A 12,458-nucleotide genomic window follows, 5' to 3' on the forward strand; every position below is an offset into this window, starting at 1 on the left:
TAGAATATGAGGTTTTCCTGCGATTCGTTTTCAATTTCGGTTGGATAAATTAACTTTCAATTTAGTCGTCGCCGTCGCCGTCGGCATCCAAAATTCCGGATTTTCCACGCATCGTTAATGTTTTAACCAATCATAAACGGTTGCGCTTCCCGTCCTGTCGTTTAATTAGTTGTTAACCGCAGGGGGGAAGTCGCAGACTGGAAAAGTCTCTCTCGGCGGTTGGGGAAGCGAAAAAGGGCGCCGTCGCCGGCGCCCTTCGCTTCAGATGACGACCAGTCTGTATGAGGGGAATTTTACCATGAAGAAGCTTTTTGCCTTGGCCGCCATGTCGGCCATGCTCTCGACGCCTGCCTTCGCCGCCGATTCGGACAGCGAATCGTTCGACATCAACGCGAGCGTTGCTGAAACCTGCACGATGGAAGGCATCAGCGACATCGAACTCGGCACGCTGTCGATCAACACCACCGCCGGCAGCAACGCGCTGTTCCTGAACGGTGCGTCGGCCGACAACGCCGGTGAGTTCTGGCTGAGCTGCAACGACACCAACCGCATGTCGATCGTTCCTACGCTCGGCAAGCTGAAGAACCAGTCGCGCACCCTGCAGTCGGGCGACGACGCCGGCTTCAAGGACACGATCAACTATTCGGTCGCTGCCCTGAACTATCGCAACGGTTTCCTGCAGCCGTCGTACAACAGCCTGCTTGGCCCGCTGCTCCAGAACCAGAGCCGCGGTGCGATCCATCGCAAGATCGACATGGGCGCTGCTGTGACCCTGCTCGGCAACCTCGACGCCCGCCCGCTGGCTGGTGTCTACAAGGACACCGTGACGGTCACCGTCACGACCATCTGATCCTGATCGCGGGGGAGGGGCGTCGCTCCTCCCCTGTTTGTCTTTCGGGTCGCCATGTTCGAATATGATGCGGCCCCTCAACGGGGAATAGCTCCATGAAGAAACTTCTTATCGTCTCGCTCGGCGCGATGCTCGCCTCGACCCCCGCCTTCGCAGCGGATTCGGACAGCGAAGCGTTCGACATCAACGCCAGCGTCGCAGAAACCTGCACGATGGAAGGCATCAGCGATGTCGACCTTGGCACGCTGTCGATCAACACGACCGCCGGTTCGGGCGCGCTGCTGATCAACAACACGTCGGCTGACGAAACCAGCCCGTTCTGGGTCAGCTGCAACGAAAGCAACCGCATGCTGATCGACGCCGACCTTGGCGTCCTGAAGAACCAGACGCGCACCCTCGCTTCGGGTGATGACTCGGGCTTCAAGGACACGATCAACTATTCGGTCTATGCCCTGAACTATCGCAACAGCGGTGCCGGTCCCGAGCATAACTCGGCACAGGGCTCTGTCGGCCAGAACACGACCCGCGGCGCGATCCATCGCCAGGTCGAACTGCGCGCACGCGTTCGCGCCAACGAAAACCAGGATGCCCGCCCGCTGGCCGGTGTCTATGAGGACACCGTCACGGTCACCGTGACGACGATCTGATCGGCTTCGTTAATCAGATGGAAAAAAGGGGGGGCTAAGGCTCCCCCTTTCAGTCTGTAGCGATGCGATCTTGCAAGAGCGTTTGGGGGAATTGGTCTTGTTCCGGAAATCTTTGATGCTGGCGTTCGCCGCCGCAACCTTGGCCGTGAGCGCCAGTCCCGTCGAGGCCGCCCGCGTTACACCGATGACCGTCGAAATGACGCCGACCGGGCGCGGATCGACCGCGCGTATCGAAGTCACCAATTCCGAAGACCGCAATCTGCCGGTCGAACTGCGGATGTATCGCGGCGATGTGAACGAGGCGGGCGAACTGACGCTCACCCCGGCCGACGAAAAGTTCGTCGTCTTTCCGCCGCAGGTCGTAATCGCGCCGAATGCGCAGCAGGTTTTCCGCATCCAGTATCTGCCGGGCGAACCGCTCACCAAATCCGAAGTTTATTACGCGGCGGTCACACAGATCCCGGTCGAACTCGATCCGACCATTTCGCGGATCCAGGTCGTGATGCGGTTTAACGTACTGGTCAATATCGTGCCCGAAGGCACCAAAGCCGAACCGGTCGTGACGGCCGCCAAGGCGCTGGTTCGCGAAACGGTGGTCCCGCCTGACGAGCGACTCCCGGTCGATCAGCAGAAGCCCAAGACGGTGACCGAACGCGGCGTCGAAGTCCGTATCGAGAATCGTGGCACGCGCTTTTTCGCTGCCGGACGCACCGGATGGACGATCACCGGCACGCGTGAAGACGGCACCGCGTTTTCGGACACGCGCACGGCGAGCCGGATGAGCGATGCAATCGGCTTTGGCCTTATTCCGCCCGGGGGGGCTCGCATTTTCTTCGTTCCGGTCGAGGAGCCGCTGCGCGAGGAGGGCGTCAGCATCAAGATCGGAGAATAACGAAGGCGACGCGGGGCATTCAGGGGGGTGGTTTAAGTTGATACGCTATTGTTCAAGCATCACATTGGCGTTGATGGCGCTTCAGTCGCCCTATGCCTATGCCGCGATGCAGGACCAAGGGCCGCCGGTGCCGCCCGCCGCCACGCCGCCGCCGGCTGCAAAGACGCAGCGCTGGACCCAGTTGCAACTGCCGCTAGTACGCAACGGCCAGCTCAGCGGCGATATCATCGCCGAAGTGACGCCTGACGGTCTGGTCCGCTTTGAACGCGCATCGTTGATGGAGCGTCTATTACCCTATCTTTCGCCGTCGGCGCGCGAAACCTTTGGCGCATCCTTTGCGCAAGCGACTTTCGTTACGCCCGAAGAGCTTGATGCGGCCGGCATTGTCCTCCGCTATAACCCCGCCTTGCTTGAAGTTTCGATCGAACGGATCGATCCCAATCTCGCAGCCGTGCAAACGCTCGGCCCAGTCATCACCGAAAGCCGCGTACCGGTCACGCGGCAGCCCGAAGATTTCAGCGCCTATCTGAACGTCGTCGGCGATTTTCGTCTCGAAGATTTCGAAACGTTCGAGGATCCGGGCATACTGGTTTTCGGTGCCGCCCGTTTTCGCGGTGTGGTCGTCGAATTCGACGGCGGTTACGACCGGTCGATAACCGGCGGCCAGGGCAGCGGCTTTTATCGCCGCGCAGCCCGCGCGGTATATGACGAGGTCGACAAGCTGCGCCGCTGGAGCGCGGGCGACCTTCAATTGTCGGGTATTCCCGTCATGGCGGGGGCACTGATCGGCGGCGTCGCCGTCGAAAAGGGACGCCGCGTGTTTTCGGGCGCTGGCCCGGTGACCCAATTGGGCAGCCAGCAGATTCTGCTTGATCGGGATTCGACGGTCGAGGTGATGGTCGACGGTCAACAGGTGCAGACATTGCAGCTGGCCGCCGGACCTTATGACCTTTCGCAACTGACCGCCCAATATGGTGGCCGTAATGCGCAGCTGTTCGTCACCGACGTGACCGGGCGGCGGCAACTGGCCTCGTTCGACCCCTTTTTCGATCCCGTGGACCTGGGATCTGGCGAAGACGAATATAGCGCCGGCGTCGGTTTTGTAGCGCGCGCGTTCGAAGCCTCGCCAAAATACGGCGGATTGCCCGCTTTCTCTGGCTTCTATCGCCGCGGCATGACCAACCGGATGTTGCTCGGCGGCGCCTTGCAGCTCTCGGAAGATGTGCAGGTCGCCGGCGCGGAAGTGATCGTATCGCCTAACAAAATTCCGGGCCGTATCGAGTTTTCCGGTGCCGTCAGCACCGGTGACGATTTCGGCTACTCGTTGCGCGGCGCCTACAGCCTGCAGGTCGGAACGGGCATGCAGGGCCGGCAGTTTTCGATCAGCGCCGATTATCGCAGCAAGGGCTTCCAGACGCTGACCGACGCGATTGCCGGAGACCGGTTCGAAACGCTGAACGTTACCGCCAATTACGCGCAAAGCCTTGGCGAACAGACGACGCTTGTTGCGGGGGCCAACTGGTTTCACCGGCCGGGCTTTAACAGCTCCCATTCGGTTTATGCCGATGTCATCCATCGCACGGAAAAATTCCGGGTCACGGCGGGCGTCGAATATGGCAAGGGCCTGAACGAGAATAATTTCGGTGTCCGGCTTGGACTGACGGTGCCGCTTGGCCGCCGCACCCGCGCCGAAGCCAATTACAACAGCCGCCGCGAGCAGTCGCGCGCCTTCGTGACGCGCAGCTACGAGGATCGCGTCGGGTCCTTCGGTTACGACGTCGGCATCCGCAGGTCGAGGAATGACGCCACCGTCGACGCGATCGCCAACTATGTCGGCAATCGTTTCTATGCCCGCGGATCGGTCACGTCGGGCGGCCCGGGCTTCGGCGATATCGATGAGCGGCAGCAGGCGCGCCTCCAGGTCGGCACCTCGATCGCCTTTGCTGGCGGCGACGTTGGGATCGGTCGTCCGATCAACGACAGCTTCGTCATCGCCAAGCCGCATGAAAGTGCCGAGCCGGGTCAGGTGGTGCTCGGTCGGTCGATCCAAGACAAACGCTTCGATGCGCAGAGCGGGGCGCTCGGCCCCGCGCTCGGCGGTCGTCTGCAATCCTATACGAGACAGAATGTGATTTATGACTTGATGGACGGTCCCGTCGGCTATGATATCGGCACGGGTATCGACACCGTCGAACCGCCATATCGCAGCGGTTACAATATTACCGTGGGCAGCGATGCGAATGTGACGGCCTATGGTGTGCTCAAGATTGAGGGCGCGCCGGCATCGCTGGTCGCCGGGTCGATTTCGTCGACCGACGACGAAGCCTTCACGAACCAGCCTTTCTTTACCAATTCGGTAGGCCGATTTGCTATTATGGGCCTGCGGCCGGGCAAGACCTATCAGGTGCGCCTGACCGAACCCGCGGCGATCTATACGATCGAAGTGCCTGCGAAATCCGAGCCACTGTACCAGCTCGGCGAGATTCTCATCACGCCGCCGGCGGCGAAATGACAGGAGTGAAGGTGATGCGCGCATATATTGGAACGCCGATTGCGCTGATGCTGGCGACCTTTGCCACTGCCGCGCAGGCGGAATGCGTGCCGAGCTTTGTAGCAGGCGGCAATTCAGTGACGCTCACGCCTGCAGGAAGCTTCGACGACGGCCGGCTCAACGAGCGTTTCTATGTCCGGCTGCGCAACGACGGTGATACCGTGTGCGAACTGCGGCTCGCAGTCGGCCGCGACATTGCAGCATCAGACGCTGATTTCCCGAGCTATGAGCTGTTCGGGCCGAACGGCAGCGTGACGGTCAACAGCACCGACGCAGCGCGCACTAGCGAGCGCTCGGCGGTCGATATCGTGATCCCCGTTCGCGGCGAAACCTCGATCCCCTATGACGTTCGCATGAAACTGGGCTGGGGCTTTGAATCGGGCATTTATGACCAAGCGCTCGAATTCTTCCTGACCGCGCGGACCGGGCAGAGCGAGCTGGCAACGCAGCGTACCCAGCTCAGCCTGAATATTCCGGCGATCGCGCGCATCCGCTTCGCGGGTGCAGGCAATGCGCGCGGATCAACCAGCGTCGAAATGGGTACCTTGTCGCCGAACGGCGTTTCGACGTCGCCCCCCTTCGCCATTCGCGTGCTCAGCACCGCGGGCTATCAGATGGACCTTGAGTCGCAGAATGCAGGCGCGCTGCGCCGGGTCGACGGCCCGGAGGTCATTCCCTATCGCATGATGGTGTCGGGCCGGCCGATGAACCTCAAGGGCGGCGGTGACCGGATCCAGGTCGCCAGCCACACAGGCTCGACAGGCAATGTGCATCCGGTGTCGGTGGTGGTCGATCCCGATCCCACGATGCATGCAGGCAATTACCGGGATCGTATCACGGTGACCGTTACGCCGATGTAAGCAAAACGGTCCGCGCCGTCTGGGCGACACGGACCGTTTTAAAGCTTTGCCGTAGCGCTGACGGTCAAGGCCGGCCGCGCAGGATAAACGTCAGATGGTGGTGATCGTCAGGTTGATCGCCAGCGGCGTGGTCAGTGCGCTGTAACGGATGCTGATCGGCTTCATGCCAAACTTGGCGCCGGTGCGGTTGGCAACCTGGCTCCAGCCGTCGTCGCGCAGATAGGTCAATTCGCCCGCATAGTTGAATGCGACCGCTTCGTTCGTTTCGAGCGGGCGATGCGATGCGATGACCTGAAAGCCTTCCTGCGTGTTGCAGCTTTCGAAGATCGACCCGCTCGCAAAGCCATTGCCTTCGGACGCCATCAGCGTCGACGCGTTGACCTCGCAATATTCGGGAACCGTCACGCGGACGTCGAAGGAGCTTTTGCCGCTTTCAGCCGCCATCGCCGTGCTGCCGACAAAAGCCATTGAGACAAGGGCCACTGCGCCATAGAGCCGAACGTTCTGCATCACATTTCACCCTCTTCTGTTGAGGGCTCTCTACGCCACGCGAGTTAAGGAATGTTTGATGGGGCCAGCCAAAACCGCTGGAGTTTCACTGGCTTCGCGCGATTGTGGGTCGCGCGACAGACGGCCTACATCTCGATCGTGAGCTTGACATTGTCCGGGCTGACACCGGCTGCCCTGGCAATTTGCGCCTTCGCCCTCGCGACCAGGTCGGCCAGGTTTTCGGTTCCTTCGAAGCCGAGGAGTTCGGAGATTTCGACGCCGAGCGCGTCCGACAATGCCTCCATCCGGCCGGCTTTGGGCCGGGCCTTGTCGAGTTCCCAAGCCGAAATCGAGGGCTCGCTGACGCCCAACCGGACGGCGAGTTGCCCCTGCGTCAATTGCTTTGCCGTTCGCAGCCGTTGCAAGCGGACGCCAAAGCTTTCCGCACCCGCCGCGGGCTGGTGGTCGTCAAGTGCGGGCGTATCGGGGCCCACGACGCTGCGCAGTTGCGCCGCGCTGAGCGTCGCGGGCGAGATCGGCATTTCGAACTGGCATCCGGCGAGGTCGCCGCTGGTCCAGATCACCCTGGTCGCGGTTTTGCCGCTGTGCGGCAGGTTGACCTCGATGACTTCGCCAATCTCGAGGGGCGCCTTGCTTTCGACGAGCATGCCCGTGGCCGAAATATTGTGGACCAGTGCCTCGATCTCGGCTCCCGTCGCCTTCGACCCGTGGAGCGGCAGCCGCAACTGGCGACGCGAGGCGCGCCCCTTGCCGGTCGATCGCGGGGTGTCGTTCAAATATACGGTCATTGGCATGCGCGCTTCCATCGCGAGCGCTATATTAACATTTTGCTTCGCCGGAAGGTTAATAAGACAAAGCGCCCGAAAGTCACGAAGGGCGCGAGGCGCCCTTGCCGGCGGAGCAATCCAACATCCTCAAATGGCACGGTTTCCGGAAAACCCTTAGATATTTACTCTATCGCAATCCCTTCCCGGCATAGCGGGCGGCATGTGGGGTTCAGGTGAAGAGTTTGTTTGATGGACGGGCCATCGCGGATCGATACCGGCGACCGCGGGGATGACCAAGCCGACGGAGGCCAGCGTGGCTTTTTCGGTTTGCTCGGCCCGCGTATCACCAAACAGCGTGGTGATACCGCGGCGAACCTGCACACCCACGAAGCGTTGCTGCTGCTCCAGAATTATGAGGAAAGCGGTCAGGGCTGGTTCTGGTCGACCGATGCCAAAGGCCGGCTAACCTATATCACCGATTCGGTGGCGCGATTGATGGGACGAACGACCGGCCAATTGCTCGGCACGGCCTTCACCGACCTTTTCCTTCCCGTCGATAGCCACGGCGAACGCCAGCGCACCCTGCCTTTCCTGTTGACCAAACAATCGAAATTCGACGATCTGCCGTTGCGCAGCGCGTTCGAGGGCGACGACCGCTGGTGGGCGATATCCGGCCGGCCGCAGTTCGACAGCGCCGACAAGTTCGCCGGCTATCGCGGCAGCGGGACGGACGTGACCGCACAGCGCCGGTCGGCCGAGGACGCGTCGCGGCTCGCGCTCTATGACTCGCTGACGGGGCTAGCCAACCGTTTCCACATCTCGAAAAAGCTCGACACGACGCTCGCGACCTTCGCGCAGCAGCAGCGATCATGCGCGATCATGCTGCTCGATCTCGACCGGTTCAAGCAAGTCAACGACACGCTGGGCCACCCGGCGGGCGATGCGCTGCTGAAGCAGGTCGCCGAACGCCTGCTGAAAATCGTCGGCGACAAGGAAATGGTCAGCCGATTGGGCGGCGACGAATTCCAGATCATCCTCCCCGACATCGAGGACCGCGGCAAACTGGGCGACATGGCGGCCGACATCATCGCCAGCCTGTCGCAGCCCTATTCGGTCGAGGGCAGCCGCTGCATCATCGGTGCGTCGGTTGGCGTCGCGATCGCACCCTTCGATGGCCTGAGCAGCGATGAGCTTGTCCGCAACGCCGACCTGGCCCTCTATGCCGCAAAGGGCAACGGCCGCGGGCGGTTCAGCTTCTATTCGAGCGATCTTCACACCGCGGCCGAAGATCGCCGCGCGCTCGAGGACGATCTGCGCGACGCGCTGGTGCGCGGCGAGATGGCGCTGCTTTATCAGCCGGTCGTCAATTCCAAATCGAACATGGTGAGCGGGGTCGAGGCGCTCATTCGCTGGACCCATCCAGATCGCGGCGTGATCTCTCCCGCCGTGTTCATTCCGATCGCCGAGGAGGCCGGGCTGATCTGGAAAATCGGTGAATGGGTGCTGCGCACCGCGTGCGAAGATGCCGCGAGCTGGCCGGGCGACATGCGGGTCGCCGTCAACGTCTCGCCGATCCAGTTCGCGAATGAGGAACTGCCGAAAATTGTCGCGAGGGCACTCGGCGCGACCGGTCTCGCCCCCGACCGGCTGGAGCTCGAAATCACCGAAAGCGTGTTCATGGGCGATACCGCCGAAACCGCGCAGATGTTCAAGGCTCTGAAGGAGCTGGGGGTTCGCCTGGCGCTCGACGATTTCGGTACCGGCTATTCCTCGCTCGCCTATCTGCAATCCGCGCCGTTCGACAAGATCAAGATCGACCAGAGCTTCGTCCGCGATGCGACGATTCCGGGGTCGCGCAATGCCGCGATCATCGCCGCGATCGTCGCGCTCGCCGAGGCGCTCGAGATGGAAACGACCGCCGAAGGGATCGAATCGCTCGACCAGCTCGAACTCATCCGCAAGCTCAACGTCAGCCACGTCCAGGGCTATGTCTATAGCAAGGGTGTGCCGCAGGCCGAGCTGCTCGAGCATAGCGAAGGGGCGTGGACGATCAAACCCGCGGGGCCCGCGCGCCAGCGTAACGACCGCTACTCGTTGTTCCGCAAGGTCGGCGCGATCCACGACAACCATCGTTATGCGGTGGTGATCCGAAACCTGTCGACCACCGGCGCCTTTATCGAAGGCATATTGGACGTGCCCGTGGGCACGCGCTTCGTTATCGATTTCGGCGAAGGCCAGCTTGTCACGGCGACTGTCCGCCGTTCGATGAAGCATCAGCAGGGCATCGAATTCGAACAGACGATGGTCAGCGACGGCAATGGCGGGCTGTGCACGCGGCACCGCGTTTCGCCCTATCTGATCGCCGCGGCGACCCAGTCGACCTCCGCGCTGGCGCTGCCCTCGTTCACGACGACGACCGACTGGAAGGCCAGCTGAGGTCGGAACCCCGTCGGGGCTGATCCGTTCTGTCTTCGACCGCCACGGACGGAGACGAATATGACCGAGACCAAAATCTTTGCGCGGCTGAAGGCCGATCATGATCGGCACCGCGAGCTTCTTGACCGCATCGATGAAACGCAGGGCGACAGCGACGAGCGTCGCTACCTGTTCGAGGCATTTCGCGTCGAGGTGACTGCGCACGCCGCGTCGGAGGAAATGTCGCTCTACGCGACGATGCTCGCGAACCCCGATTTGCGCGACGAGGCGCAGCACAGCGTCGCCGAGCACAAGGAAATTGAGGATTATCTGACCGAACTGTACGAGATGGACTTTTCCTCGACCGGCTGGCTCACGCGTTTCCGCACGATGAAGGAACGCTATCTCCACCATATCGACGAAGAAGAGGAAGAGATGTTCCCGCAGGCCGAAAAGGGGCTGTCGGACGCCAAGAAGCGCGAGCTGATCAAGATATTCGAAAAGGAAAAGCCGAAGGAAAAGGCGAAGGCTGCCGAGGAAGAACCGTCGAGCGAGCACGCGAAAGCCTGATCGCCCGCCCTCGACTTTTGGCGCCTGCGCCGCCATAGGCGCGCGCCATGACCGACAGATTCGCCTTTTCGATTGCCGCGACCGACGGCGCCGCGCGCACGGGCGTGATCCGGATGCAGCGCGGCGAGATCCGCACCCCGGCCTTCATGCCGGTCGGTACCGCTGCGACGGTGAAGGCGATGCGCCCGGCCGAAGTGCGCGCCACAGGCGCCGACATCATCCTCGGCAACACCTATCACCTGATGCTGCGCCCGACCGCCGAGCGCATGGCGCGGCTCGGCGGCCTTCACAAATTCATGGGTTGGGACCGGCCGATCCTGACCGACAGCGGCGGTTATCAGGTGATGAGCCTGTCGGCGCTGACCAAGCAGAGCGAAGAGGGCGTCGCGTTCCAGAGCCACCTCGACGGCTCGCGCCATATGCTGACCCCCGAACGCTCGATGGAAATCCAGCGGCTGCTCGGCAGCGACATCGTGATGGCGTTCGACGAATGCCCGCCGAACGGCGTCGATGCCAAGCGCGCCGAGGCGAGCATGGAACGTTCGATGCGCTGGGCGGCACGCAGCCGCGCGGGCTTCGATTCCGGCGAGGAGCATGCGGCACGCTCGGCGCTGTTCGGTATCCAGCAGGGTTCGCTCGACGAGAAGCTCCGCGCGCGATCGGCGGCGGCGCTGACCGACATCGGCTTCGACGGCTATGCGATCGGCGGCCTTGCGGTAGGTGAGGGGCAGGAAGCGATGTTCGGGGTGCTCGACTATGCACCCGCGCAGCTCCCCGCCGACAAGCCGCGTTACCTGATGGGGGTCGGCAAGCCTGACGACCTGGTCGGCGCGGTCGCGCGCGGGGTCGACATGTTCGATTGCGTTTTGCCGACGCGCTCGGGGCGCAACGGGCAGGCCTTCACCCGGGGCGGCCCCCTCAATATTCGCAACGCAAAGTTCGCCGAAGATCAGGCGCCGCTCGACGCCGATTGTCATTGCCCGGTGTGCACGACCTGGTCGCGCGCCTATCTGCATCATCTCGTCCGCTCGAACGAAATGCTCGGCGCGATGCTGATGACGCAGCATAATCTGCATTTTTATCAGGATTTGATGCAGGGGATGCGCGACGCGATCAGCGCCGGGACGTTTGCCGCGTTTCAGCGTGATTTCGAGGCGCGCTACAAGCGCTGACTCAATCGAGTTTACTCAGCAAATCGAGCAGGGACTGCGGAATCGTCTCGTCTACGGTCGATTCATAGGCACGGCGCAGGGCGCCGTTGACGTCCTGTCCCTTTGCGGAAGGTTTTTTATCCGCGTCCTTTCCGGGGGTCTCGCCACGCGGCGAACCGGTTTTAGACGACATTATCGAAGCATCCGCTGGACATGGGCCTTTTGCTAACCGCGCGTACACCAAAGAGCAATGGCGCGTTTGTTCCTTCGTGATGAAACTATTTTACCGCTAAATCGTTCCCAAACGTTGAAATATATCGGATGGTGACGGGGAGGCACGGGCGATTGTCCCTTTTCCGGACGCGTCCGGAAAAGTTTGTGCGGGTATCAGGAGGTAAAATATGTCTTTGGGTCAGTCGGTTGCGCCGCATCTTCCCTATCTGCGGCGTTATGGCCGGTCCATTTCCGGAAGCCAGCAGAGTGGTGATGCACTGGTTGCGCGACTGCTCGAAACGCTGGTCGCGAACCCCGGTGCGGTCGACACCGGCGGCGATCTGCGCATCCAGCTTTACCGGATGGTGCACGACAATTTCGGCCTGATGGCCGAACAGGCGGCCGCGAACGATGACGCCGCCCTCACCGATATCGCTATTGCCGATGCCCGCCTGCGCCGCATTCCATCGCTTGCGCGGCAGGCATTGCTGCTCACCGCGGTTGAAGGTTTCAGCTTCGAAGACACCGGACGGATCATCGGTCGCGATGTCGAGGCGGTGCGTGCGCTGATTTCCGACGCGACCGACGAGATCGACCGTCAGACGCGTGCGCGCATCCTGATTATCGAGGACGAACCGATCATCGCGATGGACATCGAAATGATCGTTCGCGAGCTCGGTCACGACGTCGTCGGCGTCGCAACGACGCACCGCGAGGCGGTCGACGAAGCGCAGAAGCATCAGCCGGGCCTCGTGCTCGCCGACATCCAGCTTGCCGACAACAGCTCGGGGATCGAGGCGGTGCAGGAAATCCTGACCGACCTGAAGGTGCCGGTCATCTTCATCACCGCCTTTCCCGAACGGCTGCTGACCGGCGATCGGCCCGAACCGGCCTTCCTGCTCACCAAGCCGTACCAGCCCGCGACCTTGCGCGCCGCGATCTCGCAGGTGCTGTTCTTCGACGAAAGCACGATCCCGGCCTGAGCGAATGTCGCCCGCCCTTGTCACGCGCGGCGGCGCGGGTGATAGGGCG

Annotated in this window: 12 protein-coding genes; 9 read left to right on the forward strand and 3 right to left on the reverse strand. The window is 62.0% G+C overall.

Annotation, left to right across the window (positions count from 1 at the left end; genetic code table 11):
- Positions 1-298: 298 nt before the first annotated feature.
- From GGC65_RS16875 to GGC65_RS16895, 5 genes are all read left to right on the forward strand, one after another.
- Complete coding sequence (locus GGC65_RS16875; protein WP_192648219.1) at positions 299-850, forward strand: spore coat protein U domain-containing protein; 552 nt, start codon at positions 299-301, stop codon at positions 848-850.
- A gap of 95 nt (positions 851-945) precedes the next feature.
- Positions 946-1,497: a spore coat protein U domain-containing protein gene (locus GGC65_RS16880; protein WP_192648220.1), complete on the forward strand. Its 552-nt coding sequence runs from the start codon at positions 946-948 to the stop codon at positions 1,495-1,497.
- Positions 1,498-1,612: 115 nt separating this feature from the next.
- A complete protein-coding gene (locus GGC65_RS16885) occupies positions 1,613-2,389 on the forward strand; it encodes a molecular chaperone (RefSeq protein ID WP_192648221.1) in 777 nt (258 codons plus the stop codon).
- 73 nt (positions 2,390-2,462) lie between these two features.
- The gene (locus GGC65_RS16890; protein ID WP_192648222.1) at positions 2,463-4,901 is read left to right on the forward strand and encodes a hypothetical protein; all 2,439 of its coding nucleotides are present in this window, start codon (positions 2,463-2,465) and stop codon (positions 4,899-4,901) included.
- Between the two features lie 14 nt (positions 4,902-4,915).
- Complete coding sequence (locus GGC65_RS16895; RefSeq protein WP_192648223.1) at positions 4,916-5,800, forward strand: hypothetical protein; 885 nt, start codon at positions 4,916-4,918, stop codon at positions 5,798-5,800.
- 90 nt (positions 5,801-5,890) lie between these two features.
- Here the strand turns inward: GGC65_RS16895 and GGC65_RS16900 are convergent, their stop codons facing one another.
- Both GGC65_RS16900 and GGC65_RS16905 read right to left on the reverse strand, forming a co-directional pair.
- The gene (locus tag GGC65_RS16900) at positions 5,891-6,310 is read right to left on the reverse strand and encodes a hypothetical protein (protein ID WP_192648224.1); all 420 of its coding nucleotides are present in this window, start codon (positions 6,308-6,310) and stop codon (positions 5,891-5,893) included.
- Between the two features lie 125 nt (positions 6,311-6,435).
- Positions 6,436-7,098: a helix-turn-helix domain-containing protein gene (locus GGC65_RS16905; RefSeq protein WP_192648225.1), complete on the reverse strand. Its 663-nt coding sequence runs from the start codon at positions 7,096-7,098 to the stop codon at positions 6,436-6,438.
- Between the two features lie 228 nt (positions 7,099-7,326).
- On the opposite strand from GGC65_RS16905, the gene GGC65_RS16910 reads away from it, so the two are divergent.
- Genes GGC65_RS16910 through tgt form a run of 3 tightly spaced genes read left to right on the forward strand, consistent with a single transcriptional unit; the run spans position 7,327 to position 11,234 of the window.
- Positions 7,327-9,513 carry an EAL domain-containing protein gene (locus tag GGC65_RS16910; RefSeq protein ID WP_192648226.1) on the forward strand — a complete coding sequence of 729 codons (2,187 nt, stop codon included), beginning with the start codon at positions 7,327-7,329 and terminating at the stop codon, positions 9,511-9,513.
- A 60-nt stretch (positions 9,514-9,573) separates the two neighbouring features.
- Positions 9,574-10,062, forward strand: coding sequence for a hemerythrin domain-containing protein (locus GGC65_RS16915; protein WP_192648227.1), 489 nt, complete (start codon positions 9,574-9,576; stop codon positions 10,060-10,062).
- A gap of 47 nt (positions 10,063-10,109) precedes the next feature.
- Positions 10,110-11,234, forward strand: a complete 1,125-nt coding sequence (gene tgt / locus GGC65_RS16920) for a tRNA guanosine(34) transglycosylase Tgt (protein WP_192648228.1) — start codon at positions 10,110-10,112, stop codon at positions 11,232-11,234.
- A gap of 1 nt (position 11,235) precedes the next feature.
- On the opposite strand, the gene GGC65_RS16925 is transcribed toward tgt, so the two are convergent.
- Entirely contained in the window at positions 11,236-11,406 is a 171-nt protein-coding gene (locus GGC65_RS16925; RefSeq protein ID WP_192648229.1) for a NepR family anti-sigma factor, read from the reverse strand.
- A gap of 208 nt (positions 11,407-11,614) precedes the next feature.
- On the opposite strand from GGC65_RS16925, the gene GGC65_RS16930 reads away from it, so the two are divergent.
- Positions 11,615-12,409 carry a response regulator gene (locus tag GGC65_RS16930; protein WP_192648230.1) on the forward strand — a complete coding sequence of 265 codons (795 nt, stop codon included), beginning with the start codon at positions 11,615-11,617 and terminating at the stop codon, positions 12,407-12,409.
- Positions 12,410-12,458: the final 49 nt, after the last annotated feature.

It is taken from the genome of Sphingopyxis sp. OAS728, from assembly GCF_014873485.1.
GTDB lineage: Bacteria > Pseudomonadota > Alphaproteobacteria > Sphingomonadales > Sphingomonadaceae > Sphingopyxis.